Source organism: Paenibacillus sp. FSL K6-1566 (assembly GCF_038050475.1).
GTDB classification, from domain to species: domain Bacteria; phylum Bacillota; class Bacilli; order Paenibacillales; family Paenibacillaceae; genus Paenibacillus_AQ; species Paenibacillus_AQ lactis.
In genome coordinates, this window is the sequence record NZ_JBBOSR010000001.1 from 1,231,201 (window position 1) to 1,256,084 (window position 24,884).

Below are 24,884 nucleotides of genomic sequence, written 5' to 3' on the forward strand. Positions count from 1 at the left end.
AGCACAATTATCTGCTGAGGCTGTGACCTTCATTTAATTTTCGTCAACCGGAATTATTCTGACACAGGTGCATGAACGACCATCACGCTGGCATATGTCATGCTTCCCTTATACTTCGCATAGATTATGGTTTCTCCCGGTTTATGGCCGATCAGATTTCCTTCCTCATCTACTTCGGCAATGTCCGGATTATCGCTGATAAACGTTGTTTGCTTGGTGATGTCGGTTTCCGTATTTGTGTTATAGTCATAGAATGTGACCTTCAGATCAAGACTCGAGCCTTCCATAACTGAATACTCGCCCGAATCCAGTTTGATAGACCCGAAGACGGGATCGAATTCGTCCGTATCTTCAGGGAATACCGTGACGTTTATTCTGGCAGTGAAACCCTCATACGTTGCTTCGACATAGGTTTGTCCCGGCATATGCCCCGTGATCCGGCCCAATGCATCGACATCTGCGATGGCGCTGTCCCCCGCGATGTATACTGCTGCGCTGGACAAATCATCCTTGACCCCGTCGGAATAAACTGCTTGAAGCACGGTTGTGACGCTTGCGCCTGCTTTCAATTTCTTCTCCTTATCCGTAAACGAGATACCCGTTAGCGTACGTTCCGCTGGCGGCCGGGCCTCGGAAGGAGATACCTTCATCAGCTGAAATTTATTGTCGTCCCCCCGCAAAACGGTTCCAGAGAAAATAAAGCCGCCGTCAGGGGTTGCTGCTGCGGTCCCAATGTTGTAAATTGGAGCCCCCTTAAACAATTCCCTGCTGATAAACCCGCCGTACGCGTCCACGTTTACCAGATTGTATTGCTGTCTCCAATCCAAAGCGCCCTTAGTAGTATGTCCTCCCAACATGACGTAGCCGTCTTTTGTCTGGAGCAGGCGATTAAAGGATTCGGAATTTGTACCATCGCGATATGTTTTCTCCCATTGTACCTGTCCGTTCGAATCGGTTTTGGTAAGAACAGTTACACGTTTACGATCCATATATTTGGAGCTTAAGATCACATAACCTCCATCCTCCGAAGCAATAATCGATTGGCCAGTCCAGCGGCTGCCTGGGTCAGCGAATTGTTTCAACCAGACCTGTTGGCCTTGATCATCAATCTTCACCATCAGCAGCGCATCAAGTTCTTTCGATTCATATTCGACATTGCCTCCAAAGCCAACAGCGATATAACCGCCGTCAGTCGCGGGGATCAGATCGTATATAGAGTCGGCAGTACCCGAGAAACGGTACCTTTTGTACCACAGCGTCTCTCCGTTTTTATCGATTTTTGTAATATTCGGTGTTTCATAGGCGACACCTCTTGAAATCCCTGTGCCGGCAATTAAAAAGCTGCCGTCGTCCGTTTCGACAATAGCTTCGGGGGTATTAGAGAATCCGTCATTGACCAGAGCCTTCTCCCACAGCACATTCCCCGATGAATCCAATCGGACTATGAACAACTGGTGGATGGGTTCACCGTCTCCTCTCGCTGAACCTACAACAAGGTATCCTCCGTCTTTTGGTTCAATGGCCAGATATGCCGTGCTGTTGTCCGAATTATTTTTCAGTTTCTGTTCCCATTCCACCTGTCCTTCCGCATCAAGCTTCAGAATATAGGACTTTTGAAACAAAGACCACTGCCAATCCTCCGGTCCAACCTTTTCCTTCTCGTATATGCTTCCCAAGGCTAAGTAGCCGCCGTCAGAAGTCGAGATCACTCCTTTCCCGGTGGAGTTGCTTCCGTAATCCCTGGACCATTCGACAGCTGATTGCACCTCTTCGGCAGCCGCATGTCCCAATCCGGACAGAAACCCAAACGTCAGCAGCACCCCGGCAATGCATACCGTAATAAACCGCGAAAAGATTCTTGTCATAATCAAACCCCTTTCGATACAAATGATGTATTTGACTTGAGAATTTGTTGATATCCTCTGTCAAATTCATTATTCATTTGATTCTAAGGTGTTGGTATCCCACAAACTTCATAATTCCCTACTGCATTGGAACCATCTTCCATATTTTGAATCTAATAATACATCGTGCTCATGGGACTAAAGGGAATACCTTCATGACTCTTTCCTTGCTATGAAAAAAAGAAGCCGGCGGATCCGCCGGATTTCCTAATATTTGTTCACCCGGAAGTTCGAAAGCATCACTCTATGAAAACGTAACAAGGGTGCTGGATCTTTGATAGAATGGTTTTTGACGAAAACAAATTATCCAAAGATAGGGGCATTCATTAGGTGTACGCTACCACCGCAATCTTCAGCAAAATCAAAACTAAAGAAACCGAATAAACTAGATTGGATTCGTTGTGATGGGTGGAAGAAGGCTCTCTGGCAGGGAGTTCCGGAAGCTTGTTTAAGGATGTAGACGTCGAGGAGGTTGACTCAATTAATGAAAGCGACAATCGAAGGACTTCTCCGTGTATTAGGGGAGCATCATAAGGAGGCCCACGGCATTCCGGAAGCGGACATCCAGGCCAAGGAACAGAGCCTTGGCTTTCGGTTGCCGGTGGTCTTGCGGGATTATTATAAGAATTTGGGACGTTCCCCATATATCACCCAAGGGTGCAATAACCAATATGAACCGCTCCCGCTGCAGGATGTGTTCATTCCGGATAAAACGTTTTTCACGACAGACAAGGCATTCCTGGTCTTCTATCAAGTGGAGGAATCCGTGATCTATTGCGGGATCCGCATTCAGGATTTGGAGAAGGAGGATCCACCAGTCTATCTCTGCGCGTGGAACTCACCCGACTGGCAGCTGGAAAACCGGTCACTTCAGCATTTTCTAGCTGGTAAGGCATTTGTGCAGTTGGGCGTCGAGGATCGGCTGCCGTATTGGGCCATTTTCGATGAGAGCATGTGGGGCTTGTCCGACTATTGCCGCAGCATGCATTTGGAGCGGGAGCATGAGATTGATGAGGGGTCAGAACTGAATGCATGGAAAATCTACGTAAAGGATGATGTGCTGATTGTGTTCGAGCTCTACGTATCCGAAGAGGAAACGGATGACGTGTTGGCTGTGTACCTGGCGTCTTTCGAGCGAGCCAATTTGGGGAAGCTGTTGAGCGGGATGGGGCGAGTGGCCAACTTGCCTGCGTTTCGATCGAATCAATCAGAATCGTGACGATTCTTGTGTAGTACGTTGCAGATTTGGCGATTCTGATAGGCACTTTCGGCTGAGCGAAGCTGCGTATAAGAGAGGACCTTGGAACCTTTTCCAGTTATTTGAAGTAGGGTAGAATGACTATCTAGCAAATGATGAAGAGGTTGAATTATGTCCAAAATCCTTGTGCCTCCTGAGGTGCTGCTGTCGGTGTCAGAGCAGTTCAATCGAGCCTCCAATCAGTTGGAGGCGAATTCAAACACGCTGAACCAACACATTCAGATGCTGGCGTCATGTTGGGACGGGACCACGTGCTCGCGTTTTTATTATGATTTCCAGCAGGCGTATCGCGACATGAAATTGACGATTGAGCATATGCAGGTGACTTCTCAGGAATTAAAAAAAATTGCTTATAAATTCATGCAGGTCGACAATGAGCAGGGAAACTTAGACCCTAGGTGCGCATCTCCACAGACCCTGAACTCTTTGGGGATGAGCAATGTCCACTATGAAAAGGCCATCAAGGAAAAATCGTTTGGAGACCATGTCAATGAACTGGGAATGGAATTTAAAGCATTCGGCGTGGGAGTTCAGGCAGCTGCCGCCGAGATGTGGGACTCAGCTAAAGATACGGCGAACGCCTTGATCGAGGAACCGGTCGAGACTGGGAAGCAGATGGCATACAATGCTACGATCGGGACCGCGGAGGAGATTGTAAAGACAACGATTTGGGGTGCCAAAATGGCACTTGATATCGGTGACACCCGCGAGAAATTCGGTGAGGAGGTCCAGGCGGAGCAAGAACTAATCAATGAGATGGGCACATCGACCTACCTGGGTCAGCAGGCTGCCATGATTTTCGGCGGCTTTGCCTTGAAACGACTTGGTGTCAAGGATACGCCTAACCTCAAGAAAGATTCTGGTGGCGATGGGGGTAAGGGTGGAGCGGGGACTGGTGATCTTAATAGGGTAATCTCAAGTATTGATGATTTATCGGATTCTTCCAAATCAATGATTACCACTAGTCAGAGGGCAACTTTGAATCAACAGGAAAGAACATATTCGCATTTAACCGCAATGGATTTAAAAGGAGCTCAGAGGGACTTAGATGGTAACCCAGTTCCAAAACCAGGTGGAGGTTATTATGATCATGCTCAAGAAGTTTCCGATGCATATCGTGGTTTAGTAGATTTGAAAAAAAGTTGGGAAGGAATGCTTAAAAATCCCAATTTAGATACTGAACTTCGCCAACTTTACACGTCAAAGTTGAATGAAGTAAATAATACAATGAAAAAGATAGAAGATATGTTTGCTCCCCGCGGGGGAGTGTTTCCACCAAAATAATGATTGGGGCTATGTAAATATGTACGATAGAAAGAAGAAGTTAAAAGAGTTTTTATCTGATGACGAATATGAGGTTATAGTACAAAATGCAACGAATTTTTCCGATATGCCACTGCCCGTATGGCACCTGGAAATTGCGAAAAAAAGTCTAAGTGAGTTGTCAAATTTTGATCTAATTCGCTGTATTCGCCAAGATGTTTTTACAAACTTAGCAACGTATGAAATTATTGAAAGGATTGATGAAAATAATACTCCTTTCTATGCTGATATTGATTCGCTGGAGCTAATGGAAAAACTATCGTCCGTTAGTGGGGAAATTCTCTCGACACATAAGGATAAATTAAATAGAATGATTGAAAATATTAAAAAAAAGAATTTAATAGATTTAGCAGATGTTTGGATGTTTGATGAACAGAAGGAAACGTACCAAGGTTATGTTGAAACGATAGAAAGAAAAATTCATTAATGTAAGGATATGATTTTTGGCAGGGGCTACCCAGTGCCGAATGAGCCTTACATTTAACTATAACGCATAACCCATATGGTATAATGACCGATGCCCGTCTCGCATCACACACTGCGGGAGATAATGCAAATGCTCGTCCCCCTTTAGAAGAGGTCTTGAGGGGGGTAATGGTTTTGCTGGAGGGTGCCTATCATAGACAGCCCTCTTTGTTCTTATGGAAATCTTGGACTATTCTGTAGTAACAATACCAGGTAATATTATGGTACAATATGTAATTAATAATGTGGAGTGAGGATGCAGCTAGCATCCTCACTCTTTAACAACAGCCGCTTCTAAGGGCAGTAGGCAGTTAGAGGGACTAGAAATAGGTCGTTATCCCATCCACGGGCGGCCTATTTCTTTTGTTTTGGTTCAATGCTAAGACAATTGTTACGACCAGCCCGATAAGCGTGACAAGTAGCGAACCGAACTGGATCATTAATGTCAGATCATCCCTTTCATAAATACGGTATAATTTACTTCCTATGATTTACAGAAATAATGGAAATGGGGTAGAAAATGAAAAAAGTAAAATCCATTAAGTTTTCAATAACATTTTTTCTTATTCTTATTATTTGTTCGGCATGCCTGAGCACTAAGGAAGAAGGGCCAAGTGGAGCTATTTTATTAGATGAATTAAAAAGCTTGTCTGAAAAGGGTGTATCACTGAATTGGGATGATTTCAACAAATACTCTTTTGAGGACATCGGTTCAGGAGTATATATAAGAAAGTATCAAATCGAAGGAGGACACGAGTTATTTATTACAGGTAAAAGCCTAAAGAGTCTTCCGGAGAAAATTTATATTATCAATAAAAATGGTAAGGAATTATCTCTTGCTCAGGATGATTTGAGCGTTTTATAGCCGCATGATAGCGGCTTTTTTATTTTAAAGATACAGGATCTTGTCAACCGCTGTTTAGATATGCGGTCACGAAGTCCATTCCATATGACCCGGATGTTTTATCAGATCGTAAAGAATTTTCCCGAGGAGTTTAAATTAGTGACTCCTATCTTTCGAATAGGCCAATTTATTGGTGAATGAATACATTTTTTAGAGAGCATATTTGCATATAAACGAATAACCAAACCTTTTGTTTGGTTTTGAATAATCTGTAGCATTGCAAAAAAGGTACATGTCACCATTTGCTGATCTATTTTTGAATCTGGAGGGGAGGAACTTATGGCACAGCCAAAAAAAATAAATACGCATGAAAAAATTATTATTGCTGGAATGAAACATATGAGTAAACCATACAGGTTGGGGGCTGAGCCGTTTCAGACCAAAGAGTTTGATTGCAGCTCATTTGTACAATATCTTTATAGTCAAGTTGACGGGATTCTTCCTCGTACTTCCAGGCAGCAGAGCCTGATCGGCAAAAAAATAAAGAAAGAAAATATTCGAAGAGGGGATTTATTGTTTTTTACCAGTCGGGCCCGATATTGGATTGTCAACAGTAAATCAGACAGCATTTTTAAGGGCTGCATGGCGATACTGAACCGGTGTCATGTATCCTAGTGTTCCATGAATCCGATGCTTGTTAAACCAGTTAACATAATCGTATAATTCCAGTTCCAGATGACGAAGACTCTGGAAGTTCATCTGGTTCACGAACTCTGTTTTCATAATCTTGTAGGTCGCTTCCGCCACAGCGTTGTCGTAGGGGCAGCCTTTCATGCTCAGGGATCGGCCAATTTCAAATGTCTCCAAAAGTGCATCCATCTTTTGATTTTTAAACTCACTGCCACGGTCGGTATGGAACCATTGAATCTGAGATAAATCACCCTGAACCGTTGCAAAGGCACGAGAAACCAACACGGCATCCTTATGAGGGCCTACACTATGGCCGATGATCTCTCGATTGAACAGGTCGATAAGTACACAAATGTAATGCCACCGGTTCTGAACTTTCACATACGTCAGATCGCTGACAACGACTCGTTTAGCCTCCGTTTGATCGAATTCGCGATTCAGCGTATTGGCTGTAGACGCTTCATTACACGCGGACTTAAGGGGTTTATATTGCGACACGGTGTACGTAGAAACAAGTCCCTGCTCTTTCATGATCCGGCCAATTCGACGTCTGGAGACGACGAAACCACGTTCCTGGAGCTTGACTTTAATCTTGCGTGTACCGTAAGCTTTTCGATTCTTATGGAAAATGTCCGCAATCGCTTCGGCGACATCGTCTTCGCTCGTTTGTTCTTTCGCTTCATAGTAAAACGTACTTCTTGCGATTTGCAGGACGTCGCACATTGCTGATACCGAGTATTTATCACGGTTGTTCTGGATGATAGCTACTTTCGTCCCATGATCAGCGCGGCTTGCTTTAAAATATCCACCTCCATTTTCAGACGCTGGTTCTCCTTTCGCAAGGCAATCAGCTCATTGTCTTCGGAGGAGCGATTGTCCTTCTCCTTGAAGGAACCCGTTGTTTGGGCTTGTTTGATCCAGCGGTCTAAAGCGGAGGCTGTGAGGTCATATTCCTCCACGATCGCTGCTCTGGATTTTCCGTTTTCATAGAGTTCTACCATTTGTTTTTTGAATTCTGCTGTAAAGGTACGTCGTTGTTGTTTTGGCATTGTAGAGATCCGCTCCTTAGGATGATAGGTTTATTCTACAAGCCCTCATTTTTATTGTCCAACTAAGTGTAGACGATCCATATTCAAAAAAAGGCATTGAAAGGATAGCCCACGTCGCTATTTTTATTGGAAACGACAAAATGATACACTCATGTAAAATGGGGGGTGTCGTTATATCGAAATTATCAGATGTCATCAATAAAAATGATAACAAACGCTGGGACGATTATTATTTATTCGCGAAACGAATATCAAAAGATGAATTGCAAGATCTAGTCACAAAACCTCAGGAAAACGCTAGTTCCAAGTTAAAGGCTAAACAGTAAACCCAAATCTTGAAATGTAATAAATTAAGGGGACCATGAAATAAAGCAGAAAGAGCCGTATATTTTCAAATTCCGATCTGCAAAAAACTCGTAAGCCCTAATGATACTACCAGCCCTTGCACAGACTCTTCCTCTAAGCAGGCGATGCTGTGGCTCAGCTAGAAACCACGGCCCTCGAGTGAACTGCCCCCCCCAATGTTAGATGATGTCTAACATTAGGGGGGCAGTTGAAATCTCTATTAGAATCGGCTGGTTTTATTCACTCAAGCATCCAAATGAAGTTACATATTTCTCAAGTATACCTTGAGGCCGCGTAGGTAGTGATTCAAGAAATATTTCTTTTCCTGGACCAAGAATCCCCTTTCTTCCGAATTGCTCCATACCGTTGAAGAATGGATGGACTTAATTTGGGTCTTAGATGCTCCATCGTGGTATTGCATCTTACGATGTTGACCGGATTATTGATGCGATAGGAAACTTCAAGACCGTCCAAGAGATACTTCGTACCTTTGAGGAGGTTGTTCTTCCGTAAATAATAGTCGCCGACATCGATCAGGAAATTGGCAAAGCGGTCATCGATGATCTGTCCGGTGTAATTGCCGATGATTCCCCCAGGGCGGAGATGCTCTTCAATGAGCTCCTCAAATCTTTCGAGATAGGGATCCACCTCGAAATGATACATGTTAGCCGCTTGAATGATTTTAAACAACGCTTTTAAAATTTCGTCCTCGTGAGCAGCAATATATTCAATGTACGGTTCAAGAACATCGATATTCCCCTTCATGAGGCGGTACAAATAACGGTTGCCTCTGGCCCATTCCCGAAACTGTTCCTTGGTCTGTTCAGCCTGTTCGTCGGTTTCGATAATCCAGCTCTGGTCCTCGTAGCGGGATAAATAGTAAAGGGCTAGATCATAATCAGCGTTTTCTGCTGCTATCGAACCTAATAACAAATCGGAGTACAAAATATAGCCGAACAATGGTTTTACTGGCTCAAGTTGTCTCCGGTTTGTCTTGATTTGGCTATGCTTCTGAGCGTACAACATTCTTGCGATCCGCCCCATTTCCTGGGCATGCGTCTTGGCTTTGTTCCATTTGCGTAAGGATAATAACGTGTTGGTCAGGTCTTTTAAAGCATCTAATTGCACGCCTTCGGGGACTCGCCGGATATAAGCTTCAAACTGAATGGCGCAGTGCAGGTTATTCTCCTGGTTCTCATTTAAGGAGCAGGTAAAAATCCGGTATTGGCACAAGCCAAGCCGCTCGGCGTGCTGGTACTTCTCACCGTCAGCCACTTTTTTGTATATGATTAGGGCGGCTTCCCGTTTCCCTTGCTGGAATAGTTCTTCCGCACAATCAAAGAGCGGTGCAGCGTAAGATGGATAATCCATCATCATATCGACTGCCTGTGCGACGCAGTCTAGTTTTCCTAGCTCGGCACAGCGCATGATAAAGGGTCCAAGCCGCCGCCAGTTCAAGGATAATTCGTTTAAATATAGATCATAAAAAAATCCTTCTTCTACATCCATAGCTCTTGTAATGGAATCAAGGCTTGAAACGGACAAGGCTTGTTGTCCCTTGATAAACCGGCTGAGCGTTCCCGAATTAATGCCTGCTCGATTGGCAAAAGAAGTGATGCTTAATTGCTCCTTCTCTAGGTATCGTAATAGCTCCCTACTGATCGTAGCCTCTGTAGGTAACAAGAATATCATCCTCCGACCTCGTTATTCCAGAATTTAGGAAATGACTTATATAAGTAATTTAACGCATGATGGTAACTTTAATCAACCATTATTTTGTTTGAATACAATAAGCTATTAAAAACAAGTGAGGTGCTTAATTCTGAGGACTTTTGGAGATAAGAACACATTTGCTATTCAGTATGAGTTTGAAGTTAATCCTTTTAATGAAACCAGTTTGACTGGTGAAACATGGGGGAAGTTTGAATTAATTGTTCGTGGCATGGACGTCTGTCGATATAAAAGACTGAATAGCGAAGCTACCTATCAATGGAATTTGATATACATTGTCGAATGGTTTAGCGAAAATTTAAAGTATATTTTGAGTGAAGAACCATTCCCCTTCCCTGTTGAAGGACAGAACTCACTTGAACTTTTGAATAATAGTCTGTTGTTTGAATCAGACAACGATGATGAGTTTGATGCATGGTTCGATACAAAACAAGAATGGGAGTATAAGCACTCTTGGTTTTCAAATAGAGCAGGTTCATTTTTGCCTGATGTACTTTTCAGAAGGGTTAACGATAAAATAGAGATTGCTTGGAATAATGAATCAATTTACTCTTCGGAAGGAATATCATTTATTAATCCAACTGGAATTGAGTACGTATCACTTGGGATATTTGAATCTACCGTCAAAAGTTTCATTAAGGATTTCTTAGATAATCTTCTGCAAAATTCTAAAAATAAATGTGATGTAGAAGAAGTTTATCAAAAGTTCTTCATCTTCTAACCAATAACACTTCTAACCCATGTAATACCCGGTATAGAGGATAACGGGACGAAAGCGATTCAACATTCGACCATCTTGATCTCGTTCGAAATCTTGCTCTATCTTTGCCGTAATAACTGACCGATTCTGTCAGGAATAAAGGGTTATAATAGATGTTAGAAAATTCGATGTGTGATGAGCGAAGCTATACATCGGTTCAGGAGGAACGAAGATGGAATGGAATTACTATGATACGTTTATTACCGTTGCCCCGGATTGCCCCGCAGAGAACGGAACGAAGCCTCCGGACAAGAAAAGCGGAAAAACCAAGCCGGGCATCGAGTTTGAGTTGCTTGAGAATCATCCGTACGTCTATACCCAGGAGGAGCTCCTGTTCGAAGTACATATCCGGCACAAGAACATTCCGGAAGCGGAGCTGGCCGAGAGAAGGGAGCAGATTCGAGAAGCGTTTTTTAGGAAGCCGCAACCATGCTTGAGAGCATCCATGCTCCCGAAAAAATACGGATGGGGTCTCCATTTCAATGCGAAGGGGCAAATCGCGATCGTTCCGGTAGAATCTCCGGACTACCATCGCTTCGTGGAAGGGGCGAACGGAAAGGTGAAGCTGCTCGCCGCCATGAGGAACAAGAAGAAGTGATTCGGTACAGCGGCCACGACGATGTCTAGGTGACTTCTATTGGTCTGGATTTGATGATAAGGCCGTGGCTGAAGCTGCCTATAAAGCCATGAAACCAGAATTCCTCAACCAGACGGGCTTCCAAAGCGGTCAACATCTTGGAAAATGGAACTATACATATAAAAGGGCAGCCGATGGAACTCGATCGGCTGCCCTCTTGTTTTTTAAAATCACCAACAATTTTTTAACTACTTCAAATGTTTAATGAACCAAGCCTTTATCAATGGCAGAACCGTTGCAGGTTGCATGGCTTTGGTGTGATCCATATCCTTTCCTTTTAGGATTTCTATATCCCATCCAAGCTGTTCTAATTCTTCTTTATTGTTTTGAAGTATACCGATAATATCAACTGTGACATTGCCGAAGTTTTCTCCATAAACGATAGTGTCTTTTTCCCCGGCAAACGCCAATCTCGGAATAGCTAATTTATGTTGAATTTCCCGATCATCAAATTCCATTAAATGTTCGTACATTGTAACAAACTGTTTAGTTTGATTCGTGTCGATCTTTACTTGAATGTTATCCCAATCGACCTTTTCTGGACTGATTTGGCTTTGTTCATCAACAACGGAAGCATTTTGATTGCTTAAAGCTTGTTTATATGTTTTATTTGTCACAACCATCATTTCTTTATACGGACCATCTATTGGCGGAAAGCCACCCATGATTAAGCTTTCTAGTCTGTCTGTCCGAATAGCTAATTGTAATCCAACCAAAGCCAACCAAGAGTAACCATAATAGCTAAACTTCTTAACGTTCATTTCATTAGCAATGGTTAGTATATCTTTTACAATGCTTTCAGGGGTGAGATTTTCTGGATTCGGATGTTGTAAACGGTGCCCTTCGTAGTCGAAGTGTAGAATCCGGAACTTGTCCATAAGTCCCTCAACAAAATGCTTTCCTAATTCGGGGTCTACTCCCCACAGCTTTAAGTGTTCGGCATCCTGTCCATAAACGGATTCTTTAGCAACCGGAAGCATGATGGTGGGAGAGTTTGCATTTCCTACTAGACCAACTTTTAGCTCTGTTCCATCCGTAAGTTTTATGTTCTTTTCCATTTTTATCACTCCTAAACGGTTCATACGACCATCATATAACATTCATGCAATCTTTCGGTTTTCTATTTCCCGCCCTTTATATATTGGGGCTTTATTGGAAAATATGTTATTGTAGCACTTGAAGGTCTTACTTTAAAAAGGAGGTAATAGATGGAGACATATACCCCTAAACAAATTGCAAAGACCTTAAATGTCAGCACCACAACTTTGCGAAGGTATGAAGAACTAGATCTCATTCCTGCCGTACCGAGAACAAAAAGTAATCACCGTTTCTATACAGCGCAACACTTCCAAGCTTTTATTACGATTAGGGCCTTGTTGAAAGGATATGACATCCCTATTGTTTACGAAGTCATGAGACTGAGTAAAAATGCACGATATGAAGAAGCCCTTTGGTTAGTTAATGAACAGCAATATCATATTCAAGTGGAGAAGCAGCGAGTCGAAGAAATACTTACGATGATACAGAATGCCGATTTTACCAAATATAAAAATGTAAAACTAAAAGAATATATGAGTATTGGAGAGGCTGCCCAAATAGCGGGCGTAAATACTTCAGCTATCCGGCATTGGGAACATGAGGGATTAATCCATTCGGAAAGAAATAATGAAAACGGTTATAGACTGTTCTCGATATCTCAGCTTCGCAAAATCCTGGTCATAAGCAGCTTGAGGAAAACCGTTTATTATATTGAAAATATGAAGAGTTTATTGAATAATTTGGACAACCAAAATTATGATAAAGTCGAACGTTCCTTTCAATTGGCTTTGGAAAATTTAAATAATCAACTAATGCTTCAAATGAAAGGAATCGCAGAATTGATAAAATATATAAGGGAATTATGAGTTGAGGAAGTGGTGATCATGGTATTTCATACCTATACGATAGGGGGGAGAGCGATTCAACCGTCCGACCATCTTCATATGGTTCGAAATCTTGCTCTATCCTTGCCGGCCGTAGAAGAGGGGACCTCTTACGGAACCCCCGCATATCGCATCAAAGGAAAGTTATTGGCGCGTCTGCACGAAGATGGGGTTACCCTCGTACTAAGAATGGACTACGAAACGCGGGACTTCTTGATGCAGTTCGATCCCGATGTCTATTACATCACAGATCATTACCGCAACGCTCCGTATGTGCTTGTGCGCCTTTCGGCCGTCGACCCGAAGGAACTGCTGGAGCATCTCGAACGAGCGTGGAGATCCTGTGCACCAAAGAAGCTTCTGGATGGGTACAGCCCTAGTTGGAGTTTCGAATCGGAATCTTAGTGCTGCGTGTAAATGCAAAAGCGTTTAGCCAGCGCCTTAAATTGTGTTTTAATATAACTTATACTTCTCAATCTAGAATCACACTCGGTGGCATTATCATACTAAAGATAATTGGAAAGATCATAAGGGAAATGTTGACCGGTATCAAAATTCACTTCCAAAATGGGGTTCGGAATAAAAGTGGAAAAGAGAAGATTTTTATTAACATTTGGTCGGAATTTAGACCATAGCAATATCGACTACTTGGTCCAGAGCCGACTGTTTAAGTATAGGGGGAGGATTCAGGAGGATTATTTCAATCCTGTTCTTAAAAGCGGCGCTGAGTTAATTCTGAACTACCAGATTATCGATACGAATTTTAATCGAGTGTCAATGAAGTATTATTTGGAAGATTTTCATTTAACGGAAGCGCAGAAGAATGGGTTTATGCTTTCCTTGCAAAAATTGAAGGGTACGCATGTCTGGTGTGATCCGAAAGTTCAAGGACATGCTTTTTGCGAAGTGAATGGGATTAAGTACAGTTTTCACGTTTATCGGTCACTTCAAGGACAAGAATTTCGCTTCCCGGAATATTACAATGACAGCACGGCTGACGCTACGATTCAGAGTCAACTGCATAAGTTGCCAGAGGAAGAACAATATTTACAGTTTCCTGCAGATATGAATCCAGAGGTAAAAGACGAAATTACGATTAAATGGCTAAAAAGACTAATTGAAATGAAATAAACAGGTGAGACTCTGCGCTTATATGTTGCAGGGTCTTATTTTCTTTTGTGAATTGCCCAGCCCAACATGCAGAAATATAAAACACCTGCCATCACCTAATAAACAGCAAGCATCTTCTAAGCTCCTAGACTTTGTGTGTAACGAAGTGTTTATCCCCTAACTATAAAAAACACCCCCAAAGTCTGCGATGAACGCAGCCTCTTTGGGGGCAGACGTGCTTAGCTTACATATAATCCGCTCGTTTTTGCCTCGCTTTACAACCTACTTCGCGCTCGGCAGTAACTTATTCAACACAATCGCTGCAAGGGAAGCAGCCAGAATTGGGGAGCCCAATAGATATTGCACGAACGTAGGAAGCGTATATAAGAAATCTTTAGGAATGAGCACTAGCGCCAACGTCAGAATCATCGGGATGGCGATAATGTACATTTCCTTCTCGCGAATGGTTACGTTCTTCATGACCTGGATTCCGTTAATCGAGATGATGCCGCAGACGATCGCGAATACGCCGCCGATGACAGCCGTTGGGATCGAGGAGATCAGCGCAGCCAATTTACCGGAACAGCCGAACAGGACGAACCATCCGCCTACCGCAAGGAAGACCCGGCGACTGGCTACGCCCGTGATGGAAATAATGCCTGCATTGGTGGAATAGCCGGTAACCGGCGTTGAACCGAGTACCGAAGCGATCAGACAGCTAATCCCTTCGCCAATAACCCCGCGGTTAATGTTCTTATCCGTTAACGGTTTATCAATGACGTTGCTGATTGCAAACCATGTCCCTGTCGTTTCCGCCAAGAGTACGAGGTAAATGATGACCATGGTGATGATCGCCGAGAGATCAAATGAGAAGCCAAAATCCTTAAACGGCAGCTGCGGCATGCTGAACCACTTGGCGCTTGCGACAGCGCTGAAATTAAGGACACCCATGAAGTTAGCCGATATGCATCCGATGATTAACGCGATCATGACGGAGGTAACTCGGAAGATCGCGCCTTTCGCTCGCATCAATGAACCGAGGGCTACGAATAGAAGGAGTGCACCTGCTGAGATCAGCGCCAGCAGCACGTTCTGATTGATGGCAGCGTCCGTGGCGCCATAGATATTGTCGCGGATGGCAACCGGCAGTAACGAGAGACCGACAATGAAAATAATCGTGCCCCCTACAATCGGCGGGATGAAGGATTTCACGATTTTATTGAAGATTCCCGTATATCCCAAAATCACCACGAGAACAGCACCAACCAAGCTGGCACCCAGCACCGAGCCCCAGCCCGTCTCCCCGCCGCCGCTGGCGGCATAAATGGCGACAATCGCGCCGAGCGGAACATAGGAAGGACCCTGCGCCATCGGCAGCTTCATACAGAAGTACGTCTGCACGATCGTGGCAAGCCCGGCCGCGATAAACGTGGATTGAATTAAGGCGCTGGACTGATTGGGCGCTAAGCCGATTAACATGGCAATCAGGAACGGAACGACGTAGACGTCCATCGCGACGACATGCTGCAAACCGAGAATGGCGGATTTTCCGAAGGAAATTTTGCCGTCGGGCGGAACCGTTAATTGCTGTGAATTCGTTTGTGCGTCATTTTGCTTGTCTGCTTGTGTTTTCACTCCGATGGACACCTCGAATGTTTAGATTAATTGATCTATCATGCTTAACGCGAATGGACCTTGTCCCCTTGCACCCATACCTCGCGGATATGCTCAGGTCTTGCCAAATACATGATTTTCTGAAAAATATCGTGCACATCCTCATGCTCATCGAAAATCGGCAGCTTGGCGGATGGAATGCTCGTATCGATCACCTGCACATCCCATGCATAGCCTTCCTGGATACGACCGATCGGCAAGCTCAGACTATCCCCGCCGCCGGCCGTTGCCAGATAGAATGCCTGATGGATCGTAATGCGCGAATCGGGTACGCCGCGATCTTCGGCAGGAAGGGAAGGGTTAACGCCATCCTCCAGCATCCGCGAGGATATTACCGCTTGTCGAATATTATCGAAGAGGCTTGGCGAGAAGCCGCCGGAGATATCCGAGCCCAGGCCGATCTCGACATTTTTGGCATGGAAACGGGCGACCGGGATGACGCTGTTGGCGAAATACGCGTTGGATATCGGACAATGGGCAATCGCGGTGCCGGTGTCCGCAAATAACTCCGCATCCTGATCCTCCAGAAAATTGCAATGCGCCATAACGGATTTATCCCGCAGCAGGCCAAAATCATGTAACGCAAAGGCATCGTTCTTGTGGAATCGATTCTTGACATATCCGTGCGCCCAATCGCTTTCGCTGCAGTGGGATTGAACATAGGTGTCATATTTGGCAGCCAGCTCGCCTAAGCCTCTAAGCCCCTCATCGGTGCAGCTTGGAATGAATCGTGGGGTGACGACGGGATAGACGCCTTGTTTTGTAGTCTTGGCTAATTCCTGTACAGCGATAATAAATTCTTCCGTATCCGCAAGTGCGGTGGATGTGTCCGCATCGCGATAGTATTCCGGATTCTGCTCGGGATCGTCCATGACGACTTTGCCAACAAGTCCGCGCTGGCCTTTGCTCGCACAGATTTGGGCTAACAGCAAGCTGGCTTCCTTATGCACCGTTGCAAAATAAAGAGCCGTTGTCGTTCCGTTGGCCAGTAAGGTGCTGACCACATCGTCGTAAACCGTGCGCGCAAACTCGAGATCGGAAAATTTCGATTCCAGCGGGAAGGTGTACGTATTTAACCAGTCGTAGAGCGGGATGTCTAATGCGGTTCCAGATTGGGCCCACTGCGGCGCATGCACATGCAAGTCGACAAAACCAGGCAAGAAATATTGACCCGCCTCTAACCGTTGAAATTTGTCAGTGCCTTGATACGCATCCAGCAAGGACGCGTACTCGGCGTCCTCCGGGGCGACGATTCGCTCAATCATACCGTCGTCATTGATGCAATACAGATGGTCCCGTAATACTTGAATTTCTGTGGGCGATTTGCTTGAAAAAGACGTGCCTTGAAATAATTGCATATATTTACTCATGGTTACCGCCTTAATGTTCGTTTTTTGGAATGTGGTTGTTATTATAGACCTTCAAAAAGGATTCGTCCATACCCTAAAGGCGAATAGATGTAGATACATGTCGAATAGGAGCGATTGTAATACCCTATCCTGATGGATAACCATCCTGGTGCGTCATTAAACTTTCCTTTGCACCCATGATAGAATAGATGTAAATCCAAGCGGTTATGGGAGGTATCCTCATTGATCATTCAACTGGGTAATTTTGAAGTAACTTCCGGACAATTGGTTGTTGCGGATCCGTGTTACGAACTAGATACGAGCATCGTTATTATGGGTGTAGTGGAGCCTGCATTGAATGGAACGTGGGTCTCGGAAGTGGAGAAGGCGGAGATCCCGGACTGGGGTGAAGCCAACGCCAAGCTGACGGCATACCATCAGTCCGTTGCGGAACAAGGGGCATCCTTGGAGTGGATCAAGTGTCCTTTCGTGGCGGGGGTGGACAGCGGACAGGCTGGGATTTTTGATATTCACAAATACCGGATTCCGGATGCGGAAGGATCATCGGACGGCACGGATACGGAATGGTATTATGCCTGCTGTGATATCACCGAAAGCGGGGAAGAGGCGGGTGTTCTCGAGGGAGGCGTTGTCTCGCGTACCGGCATTGGCGACGGGGCGTACGGCGTGTACAAGGCGGTGAATGGGCAGGATCAGGTGGTAGGCGTGAAGATTGTTTTTATTAAAAGCTAGGATACAACCGCAACGACTAATGCATCGTAGTCTGTACATGACGTGCACATGTCTTTAGGCAGCGGGACCGTCGAATTATTTTTATAAAGGGTGATTCCTATAGAAGCTATATGCATTAAACCGATTCATCGGTTCACGGACGAAGAACAAACTGAACTTGGGGAGTGTGGATATTCCTCAAACGCAAAGTACAAGGTGACCAAAATTGAAAATGAAGAGAGAACCACGATCGACATTCAATTAGTAGAGCTTGAAGCACCGTATCACAAAGAATATACAGACAGTGAAGATGATTTGGAGCTTTACAGCAAGATCGTCCCCATGGGATATTCACTAGGAGCATACATAGGTACTCGATTAATCGGGGTCGTAATCGCTGAGGAAATAAAGTGGAATAATACCGTTTTGATTTGGCATTTCCAAGTCTCGGAAGACTGTAGAAGAATGCATGTTGGCAAACAATTGATGGATGAATTAGTACGTCTTGCAGAAGGAAACGGAATAAGAGCAATAAACCTGGAGACGCAAAACACGAACGTAAATGCTATAAGGTTCTACAGAAAATGTGGATTTGAAATCGAAGGCATTGATTTATCTCATTACACCAATGATGATGTTGTAGATGGGGAAGTGGCCATATTTATGAAAAGAAAAATCGGGCAAACCGGGCAAGAGTTCAAATAAATGCGGAGCAATGGCTCTCCCCAACTTGGGGAGAGCACCCCATAGAGTGAGCATCAGAAACATATGATAGTGATAATGAAACCGCACCCCAATTGTTAGACAGAACTAACAACGGAGGTGCAGTTTTTTATGATTACATTTCGTTTGGAGACAAAGCGGGATGCCTTCTGTTAATGAAGAGTTTCGTTTCTACATTTATTGACCTTCCTGTTTATGAAGACTCAAATCATGGAGAATATGTTCGCAAATGTCGTCAGGATGGGTCAGGGTAATGATATGATTCGCGCCAGGTATTCGAACGACTTTAATTTTAGGAATTTGATTATATAACTCAGCTATGCGAAAAAGATCTTTGGATTCATTCTCGCCGATCAATAATAAAGCCTCTGCCTGAATTTCGTCCAACCTTCCTAATGCGGGAGGTAAGGAAACCGTTTCGTAAGTTTTCCATTCAAATGTCTTTTGAATGTTGTGTCTCATCATTTCACGTAGTAAATCATGGGCTTCTCCTGGTGGAATGCTCCAGGAAGGTTCGCTCAATGTTAGATCAATCATTTTATTGACGTCCGGCAACGCTTTGGCAGCTTGTTTCTCTAGTTCAGCATACTCAGGAGAAAATTGATACCCGGATAGGCCAGGAGCAATTAATACGAGTTTAGACACGATGCTCGGATAGGTCAGAGAGAAATCAACAGCAATTTGACCTCCTAGGGAATGACCAATGAGTACAGCTTCGTCAATGTTAAGTTCGGCTAATAGCTGCCTTAAGTCCCCAACATGGTCAATTGGTGCTTCTGGAACTGGGGACCTTCCGGCTCCACGTACATCGTATATGATGACTTTGAATATCTTAGCTAGCTTTGGCGTAATAAAGTTCCAATCACGAGAATCCATAGCGCCGCTATGGATTAATACAACTGGTCTGCCACTCCCATGAACTTCGTAGTAAAGACCCATCGTATAAATCCTCCTCGATAAAATGTCGTTGAAACATCATCTTCCTCAACATTTGGACCCGAATAAGTCATTTTTTTACGTAAAACAATAGATTATTTATTCTTCGGGAATTTCCACGATAATATAATTTTCCTTCATTTGATTTTGCTCGAGTTCCTGATCTTTATATGTGACCTTATTACAGTTTTGTTTGTTAATAAGGCTGTAACCCGTAGCTCCAATATGAGGCATCCAACGGAAGCTTGCAAAGGTTGTACCCTTAAATGACGGAAGTGTTCCAGCTTCATCTATTAACATGCGATTAATAAAATACAGGTCGTTTGCTGTGCCTGGTTTATCACCCGGGAGGCCCTGCCATTTCAGGTAAGCCGTATGGTTAGAAATTTTATAGTAACTAACTACGTTATTATTTACTTCTATGAACTGGCCTGATTCCCGTTCAGGAAAATAATATTGAAGACTAAACGTATCCAATGTTGGCTCAAATTCTTTCGGTAGTTGGGAAACCCTTGGCAAATTTATGGCTGCATTTCTTGCAGTACTAAGCTCGTCGCTTTTATAATCCTTGGTCAGTTTTGAACTTGCTTTTGTGATATATGCGGTTTGGGTCGCCTGATTCCAGGTTACGGAGCTGCTCATTGCTTCTGTAACAAAGCGCAAAGGAATCATGGTCTTGCCTTTATGGATGAACGGCGCGGAGCTAAGTTTTACGGGTTCACTATTCTTTTGTGCAGTTGTTTTATTGATCGTGAGTATTAAATGAGTCTCTTTTCCTTGGACAGTCACTTGCTTTGTCTTATTGTTCCACTTAAACGTTAAATCGTCTAAAGTCTTGGCTCCCGTTAAGGTAATAAATACTTGGTTGTTTTTTAGAAGTATATCTTCAGAGGATAGACTTGTGTTGTTGATGATTACATGTGGTTCCTGTTTTGAAGCTGCTGAAGATATGTTGTAGCTTGGAGCAATTAGAGCCGCACTGCATAGCAGCGCGATTGAAATTTGCGATATTTTTTTCATGAATTTCCCTCCAAAATATGGTGTCATACTTTATGACGTAAAAAAAGCTGGAAAGTTACAAGGATTTTATTCATTGGAGGGCACTCGCTTGTCCATGAAGACCGAAATTAACAAAATCCATCATATGGGGCATGTGGTCCATGATATGAAAACGATCCCGGGAGAAGCCTTCACGTCCTCACCGGGATTTTCCGGATATGTAGTAAAGGTGCGAGACCTTGCCATTACCCGGCGGCATCTTGAATCGAATGGATTCCCGGTGGTTGAGACGGCCCGGGGAGATATTTTTGTTCCGAGCGCCTCCCTTCTCGGGAGGGCTCTCATTTTCACGCAAGGATAAGCCTCATAATTTTTTTTCGATTCCTGTCACACTCCGCACCCCTTGCCCGTCATACAGGTAAAAATCGAAGGGAATGATGAACGATGCAACAGTATGATGTGGTCGTTGTTGGCGGAGGGATTGCCGGGTTGACCGCTGCAATTTATGCAGCGAAAGCAGGGAAGCAAACGCTCATCATTGAGAAACAGGAACGATTAGGCGGCCGGGCCATGTCCATGAAGAAAAAAGGGGCTTACTTCAATCTGGGCGGGCATGCCTTGTATAAGGGAGATGCTTACGCAACTTTCATGGATTTGGGAATTCACGTTCAGGGAGCGGAGCCCTCGATTGAAGGTTATGGGGTGTGGAAGGGGAAATTGAGCATTTTGCCCACGGATATGAAATCTTTATTCACGACCCCGCTCTTGTCTTGGAAAGGGAAGCTGGAGCTTGCTGCCTGGCTGGGGAAACTCGGCAAAATGGATACCCATCCCTATGATCGCATCAGTATTCGCGAATGGGTCGAATCGAATTTGCGGGATCCGATGGTGCGTAATATTTTCTATTCCTTGCTGCGAACCGCAAGTTATGTGGTGGGGCCGGATTTGCCTGCAGCGGGTCCTGCATTGAAGCAGCTTCAAAGTGCCCTTAAAGGTGTGTTGTATCTGGACCGAGGCTGGGGCGAATTGGTCGAAGCGTTAAGAAGAAAGGCATCCGATCTCGGCGTGCGGTTTGTAACGAACAGCCTGGTTACGTCCATCGATGTCCAGGATGGCAGCGTGCGTCACGTGCTGTGCAAGGATGGAGCGAAGATCGGCGCACACCATGTCGTTCTCGCCACACCGCCTTCGATTGCCCATCAGCTGGTGCCTTTTTCAGAAAAAACCGCCCTTCATACCTGGAAAGAACAAGCGATCGAAATCACGGCAGCCTGCCTGGATGTTGCATTGAGACGTCTACCGAAACCCAAACAACAATTTGTATACGGCATCGATCAAACCGTCTTTCTTTCCAATCAATCCCGTGCCGCTTATCTAAGCGACGACGGTGCGCAAGTCATATCCGTTCTGAAATACCAAGGGAAAGAGACCGACCCGAATAAGGATTTGCGCGAGCTTGAGGGGATGCTGGATTTGGTGCAGCCGGGGTGGCGGGAAGAGCTGATTGTCAAACAATACCTGCCGAAAATGACGGTTTCTCATGATTTTATGCATGTGAACGGACGTGTTAATCCCGGACCGGCCGTTCCCGAAATTAGCGGTTTATATGTAGCAGGAGATTGGGCGTCACATGGTGAACTATTGGTGGATGCCGCGACGGCAAGTGCCAAAAGAGCGGTGCAACACATCCTCTCCCTTGAACGGAAGGAAAGGACTGACCTTTATGAGCATCGAGGAATTGTATAAGCTTTATAAAGCTCCGCTTTTTTCTTTAGCCTATCGAATGCTCGGAAGCGTCATGGATGCGGAGGATATCGTACAAGAGGCCTTCCTGAGTTATGAAAGGCTTCAGGATGCGGATGCCATTCGAAATGAACGGGCGTATTTATACAAAATCGTGACGAATCGGTGTCTGGACCTTTTACGCTCATCCGTCAAAAAAAGGGAGTTGTACGTCGGCCCCTGGCTCCCGGAGCCTCTCATTGAGAGGGGGGCTTCGGATGGCGCTTCGGTTGGCGATCCCTCCGACACGTATTTGCGCTCAGAGTCGATTTCCACGGCCTACCTATTGCTGTTGCAGCAGCTGAATGCGATGGAACGGGCGGTTTTTCTCCTGCGGGAGATTTTCCAGTATTCGTTTGAAGAAATTGCCGATATGGTCGGGAAGAGCAACGCGAACTGCCGGCAAATTTTCCATCGCGCCAAGAAGAGCATCCATTTCGATCCGGACCAGCATCCGTCGGTATCGACGGCGGAGAAGCATATCAAGGATTTCGTGGCATCGCTATTGCAGGGAGATACGACTAGACTGCTAGAGCTGGTTAGCGAAGATGTGGTTTTCTACTCGGATGGCGGAGGCAAAGTCAAAGCGGCGCAAGTGCCTGTGGTTGGATTTGAGCTCGTGCTGAAATTCCATCAGTTCCTGATCAAAACGTATGCAGGCCGATTTACGTACTCTTTCCTCATGGTGAACGGACTCCCGGGGATCCGATTCCTGCTGGATGAAACCGTCCAATACGTGTATTCCTTCGCTTACCGCGATCATAAAATTCAGACAATCTATACGGTCGCGAATCCGGATAAGTTAAGACATCTATCTCTAGGATGATTTCCGCTTTTAATGCAGCATATGTTTGGAAGGATTCCGCATCCAAAGCGCAGGAACTTGAAGCAGAAATAACCGAGCGAAGAGCAGGGCCGGTCCCTGGGGTTCACTCGGTTTTTTTTGTTTATAACAGGCCTCCTTGAAGTAATAAAAGAAAGCCAAGAAGGCTAAGCGTTTCCGTTTAGGAGCGGCTGTCAAAACCCGGCAGCCATTTAAAAGTGACGGCGCTTTGGGGAGGCAGGCTGTAAGAGAAAGCTTTACCGTTCCATTCCACGCTAAAGGGCAGCTCCTCGGCTCCTGGATTGGCGCCGATCAGGACAAGGGAGCCGTCGGGATTCTCATATGCCACGGTTTCTAATAAACCTTTGTAACGAGTAGATGCGATCCGGACAGCCCCGGGATCCACAAATTTGCTGGCATGCCCGAGAGCATAATATTCCACGTTTTTCTCCACGTCTCCCGTTGCAGGATTCACCGTAATCACACCTCGGCAGTCCTTGCAGCCTCCGTTGGTCGGCCCCCCGCTGGGGTCCAGCGCCAGGTTCCAGAAAAGAACCGTTTTGGCGGCATTTCGCGGTGCACCGACGATCAGGTGGTCCATTTGCCAGCTAAGGTTGTCGCCAAAGTCCGGGCTCCATTGTCCGCCGCTGCATTCTGTAAGGTATATATTTTTGTCCGGAAAATCATGGTGAACGGCCGACATGGCCTCCGCGGAGCCTTCATAACAATGGTACGCGGTTCCGTCGATATACGAAGCGGCTCCTGCGTCTCCAAGAACTTGTCGGGCGTACGCTTCCCCAAGTCCCCAATTATGGTCGAAAGCGATAATTTTAGTCCCGATCCCTTGCTTGGTAAAGGCGGGGCCGAGGTAATCCCGGATGAACCGTGCCTGCTCCTCGGCACCCATGCTCATGCTTGGATAGTCCGGCGACGTGAATGCCGGTTCGTTCTGAACCGTCAGGCCGTAAATCGGAATTCCCGATGCCTCATACGCCTGAATGTATTTCACGAAATAATCCGCATAAGCGGCATAAACCTTGGGATTGGTATAATCCAAATACCAGCCGTTGTATGTCTTCTCCCCATATTTCATCCACGGCGGGGCGGTCCAGGGGGTGCCCAGTATTTTGACCGCATGGTTTTTCTTCAGGATTTTTTGCAGCAGGGAGACCACATCCGCATCCTTAGCTATTGAAAAGTGCTCCATGCCGTAATCCATTCCCGATTCGATATCGTCATACGTATAGCTGCTCGGGCGGCCTTGTTCATCCACGGAAAAATCGGAAGCGCCGATCGTATGTCGGACAAAGCTGAGGCGGATGCCTTCTTCCGTAAACAAATCGCCCAGAAGGGAACTTCGCTGAGCTTCGGTCATGGTATGGTTGATCAGATACGCCGAAGAGCCGGTAATCGCTGCGCCAAAACCGTCCATGGTTTGATAACGGATTTCCGGATTCACCTTGATGTTGAGGGTTTCCTGGCTTGAAGCTTGATTCGTGAATGCGACGGGCTCCTTTTGGGTGAGCAGGTTGGTCTGATCGCCGGTCGTTAGCCATACCTCGGAAGAGATTTCGCCTTCTGTACCGGGTGGGATGGCTATAGAACAGATCAGCAGCAGGAGAACGAGCAGCAGCAGACTGAGCAGGAACCGTCTGCGCCGCTGTGTGCTTCCCGGTTTATTCGCCCGGCCGGATAGGAGCTTGGTCTCTGTTACGGCTTTGGCCGCGGTCTTGACTTCCAATACCGTCCTCTTCTCCGTTAGTTTCAAATTCCGCTCCTCCTTATCTCCTAACAAAAAGTCCTGGGGCGAAAACGCCCCAGGCTAAGA

General features: G+C 45.3%; 24 protein-coding genes and 1 pseudogene. 15 read left to right on the top strand and 10 right to left on the bottom strand.

Translation table 11 applies throughout. The annotated features are described in order from the left end of the window. Positions 1 to 53: 53 nt before the first annotated feature. Positions 54 to 1,865 carry an Ig-like domain-containing protein gene (locus NST08_RS05265; protein ID WP_341341551.1) on the bottom strand — a complete coding sequence of 604 codons (1,812 nt, stop codon included), beginning with the start codon at positions 1,863 to 1,865 and terminating at the stop codon, positions 54 to 56. Between the two features lie 523 nt (positions 1,866 to 2,388). Between NST08_RS05265 and NST08_RS05270 the strand changes: the two genes are divergently transcribed. From NST08_RS05270 to NST08_RS05280, 3 genes are all read left to right on the top strand, one after another. After that, on the top strand, positions 2,389 to 3,123 hold the full coding sequence (locus tag NST08_RS05270) for an SMI1/KNR4 family protein (RefSeq protein ID WP_341341552.1): 735 nt from the start codon (positions 2,389 to 2,391) through the stop codon (positions 3,121 to 3,123). Positions 3,124 to 3,273: 150 nt separating this feature from the next. Then, positions 3,274 to 4,446 (top strand): WXG100 family type VII secretion target, encoded by a 1,173-nt coding sequence (locus NST08_RS05275; RefSeq protein WP_340897186.1) that lies wholly within the window; start codon positions 3,274 to 3,276, stop codon positions 4,444 to 4,446. Positions 4,447 to 4,465: 19 nt separating this feature from the next. Beyond that, positions 4,466 to 4,912: a contact-dependent growth inhibition system immunity protein gene (locus tag NST08_RS05280; RefSeq protein ID WP_340897184.1), complete on the top strand. Its 447-nt coding sequence runs from the start codon at positions 4,466 to 4,468 to the stop codon at positions 4,910 to 4,912. Between the two features lie 397 nt (positions 4,913 to 5,309). Here the strand turns inward: NST08_RS05280 and NST08_RS05285 are convergent. Then, positions 5,310 to 5,417: pseudogene (locus tag NST08_RS05285) on the bottom strand (putative holin-like toxin); the annotation flags it as partial. 53 nt (positions 5,418 to 5,470) lie between these two features. Here NST08_RS05285 and NST08_RS05290 point away from each other — a divergent pair. Both NST08_RS05290 and NST08_RS29900 read left to right on the top strand, forming a co-directional pair. Beyond that, positions 5,471 to 5,815 (top strand): hypothetical protein, encoded by a 345-nt coding sequence (locus NST08_RS05290; RefSeq protein WP_341341553.1) that lies wholly within the window; start codon positions 5,471 to 5,473, stop codon positions 5,813 to 5,815. Positions 5,816 to 6,193: 378 nt separating this feature from the next. Next, complete coding sequence (locus NST08_RS29900) at positions 6,194 to 6,469, top strand: C40 family peptidase (protein ID WP_445933642.1); 276 nt, start codon at positions 6,194 to 6,196, stop codon at positions 6,467 to 6,469. Here the strand turns inward: NST08_RS29900 and NST08_RS05295 are convergent. Next, a protein-coding gene (locus NST08_RS05295; RefSeq protein ID WP_156124786.1) for an IS3 family transposase occupies positions 6,413 to 7,533 on the bottom strand; the annotation gives its coding sequence in 2 pieces (ribosomal slippage) (positions 6,413 to 7,284 and positions 7,284 to 7,533; 1,122 coding nt in all). The genes NST08_RS29900 and NST08_RS05295 overlap by 57 nt on opposite strands. A 651-nt stretch (positions 7,534 to 8,184) precedes the next feature. Next, positions 8,185 to 9,570, bottom strand: coding sequence for a helix-turn-helix domain-containing protein (locus tag NST08_RS05300; RefSeq protein ID WP_341341554.1), 1,386 nt, complete (start codon positions 9,568 to 9,570; stop codon positions 8,185 to 8,187). 205 nt (positions 9,571 to 9,775) lie between these two features. Here NST08_RS05300 and NST08_RS05305 point away from each other — a divergent pair, with 205 nt between their 5' ends. Then, complete coding sequence (locus NST08_RS05305) at positions 9,776 to 10,330, top strand: hypothetical protein (protein ID WP_340897176.1); 555 nt, start codon at positions 9,776 to 9,778, stop codon at positions 10,328 to 10,330. A 211-nt stretch (positions 10,331 to 10,541) separates the two neighbouring features. Further along, the gene (locus tag NST08_RS05310) at positions 10,542 to 10,967 is read left to right on the top strand and encodes a DUF6157 family protein (RefSeq protein ID WP_340897174.1); all 426 of its coding nucleotides are present in this window, start codon (positions 10,542 to 10,544) and stop codon (positions 10,965 to 10,967) included. Positions 10,968 to 11,194: 227 nt separating this feature from the next. Here the strand turns inward: NST08_RS05310 and NST08_RS05315 are convergent, their stop codons facing one another. Continuing rightward, complete coding sequence (locus NST08_RS05315; protein WP_340897172.1) at positions 11,195 to 12,064, bottom strand: alpha/beta fold hydrolase; 870 nt, start codon at positions 12,062 to 12,064, stop codon at positions 11,195 to 11,197. A 150-nt stretch (positions 12,065 to 12,214) separates the two neighbouring features. Between NST08_RS05315 and NST08_RS05320 the strand changes: the two genes are divergently transcribed. The 3 genes from NST08_RS05320 (at position 12,215) to NST08_RS05330 (ending at position 14,059) form a co-directional block, all read left to right on the top strand. Further along, on the top strand, positions 12,215 to 12,910 hold the full coding sequence (locus NST08_RS05320) for a MerR family DNA-binding transcriptional regulator (protein WP_213614874.1): 696 nt from the start codon (positions 12,215 to 12,217) through the stop codon (positions 12,908 to 12,910). A gap of 18 nt (positions 12,911 to 12,928) precedes the next feature. Continuing rightward, positions 12,929 to 13,333 carry an MmcQ/YjbR family DNA-binding protein gene (locus tag NST08_RS05325; RefSeq protein ID WP_340897168.1) on the top strand — a complete coding sequence of 135 codons (405 nt, stop codon included), beginning with the start codon at positions 12,929 to 12,931 and terminating at the stop codon, positions 13,331 to 13,333. A 180-nt stretch (positions 13,334 to 13,513) separates the two neighbouring features. Next, complete coding sequence (locus tag NST08_RS05330; RefSeq protein WP_341034304.1) at positions 13,514 to 14,059, top strand: hypothetical protein; 546 nt, start codon at positions 13,514 to 13,516, stop codon at positions 14,057 to 14,059. Between the two features lie 261 nt (positions 14,060 to 14,320). Here NST08_RS05330 and NST08_RS05335 read toward each other — a convergent pair whose 3' ends face one another. Further along, positions 14,321 to 15,673 carry a uracil-xanthine permease family protein gene (locus tag NST08_RS05335; RefSeq protein ID WP_340901500.1) on the bottom strand — a complete coding sequence of 451 codons (1,353 nt, stop codon included), beginning with the start codon at positions 15,671 to 15,673 and terminating at the stop codon, positions 14,321 to 14,323. Positions 15,674 to 15,717: 44 nt separating this feature from the next. Next, positions 15,718 to 17,082 carry a guanine deaminase gene (guaD, locus tag NST08_RS05340; protein WP_210095355.1) on the bottom strand — a complete coding sequence of 455 codons (1,365 nt, stop codon included), beginning with the start codon at positions 17,080 to 17,082 and terminating at the stop codon, positions 15,718 to 15,720. A gap of 222 nt (positions 17,083 to 17,304) precedes the next feature. On the opposite strand from guaD, the gene NST08_RS05345 reads away from it, so the two are divergent. Continuing rightward, entirely contained in the window at positions 17,305 to 17,814 is a 510-nt protein-coding gene (locus NST08_RS05345) for a DUF4241 domain-containing protein (RefSeq protein WP_144870926.1), read from the top strand. Between the two features lie 195 nt (positions 17,815 to 18,009). Beyond that, positions 18,010 to 18,498, top strand: a complete 489-nt coding sequence (locus NST08_RS05350; RefSeq protein ID WP_260985845.1) for a GNAT family N-acetyltransferase — start codon at positions 18,010 to 18,012, stop codon at positions 18,496 to 18,498. A gap of 195 nt (positions 18,499 to 18,693) precedes the next feature. Here NST08_RS05350 and NST08_RS05355 read toward each other — a convergent pair whose 3' ends face one another. Both NST08_RS05355 and NST08_RS05360 read right to left on the bottom strand, forming a co-directional pair. Further along, positions 18,694 to 19,455 carry an alpha/beta fold hydrolase gene (locus NST08_RS05355; protein ID WP_007131144.1) on the bottom strand — a complete coding sequence of 254 codons (762 nt, stop codon included), beginning with the start codon at positions 19,453 to 19,455 and terminating at the stop codon, positions 18,694 to 18,696. Positions 19,456 to 19,551: 96 nt separating this feature from the next. Continuing rightward, entirely contained in the window at positions 19,552 to 20,472 is a 921-nt protein-coding gene (locus NST08_RS05360; RefSeq protein ID WP_341341555.1) for a copper amine oxidase N-terminal domain-containing protein, read from the bottom strand. 88 nt (positions 20,473 to 20,560) lie between these two features. Between NST08_RS05360 and NST08_RS05365 the strand changes: the two genes are divergently transcribed. The 3 genes from NST08_RS05365 to sigJ all read left to right on the top strand — a co-directional run bounded on the left by NST08_RS05365 (position 20,561) and on the right by sigJ (position 23,059). Continuing rightward, positions 20,561 to 20,812, top strand: coding sequence for a hypothetical protein (locus NST08_RS05365; RefSeq protein WP_341341556.1), 252 nt, complete (start codon positions 20,561 to 20,563; stop codon positions 20,810 to 20,812). A gap of 83 nt (positions 20,813 to 20,895) precedes the next feature. Further along, on the top strand, positions 20,896 to 22,197 hold the full coding sequence (locus NST08_RS05370) for a phytoene desaturase family protein (protein WP_144870934.1): 1,302 nt from the start codon (positions 20,896 to 20,898) through the stop codon (positions 22,195 to 22,197). After that, positions 22,175 to 23,059 (top strand): RNA polymerase sigma factor SigJ, encoded by an 885-nt coding sequence (gene sigJ / locus NST08_RS05375; protein ID WP_341034301.1) that lies wholly within the window; start codon positions 22,175 to 22,177, stop codon positions 23,057 to 23,059. The genes NST08_RS05370 and sigJ overlap by 23 nt, the downstream gene beginning before the upstream one ends. Before the next feature lie 178 nt (positions 23,060 to 23,237). Here the strand turns inward: sigJ and NST08_RS05380 are convergent, their stop codons facing one another. Then, positions 23,238 to 24,824: a glycoside hydrolase family 30 protein gene (locus NST08_RS05380; RefSeq protein ID WP_341341557.1), complete on the bottom strand. Its 1,587-nt coding sequence runs from the start codon at positions 24,822 to 24,824 to the stop codon at positions 23,238 to 23,240. Positions 24,825 to 24,884: the final 60 nt, after the last annotated feature.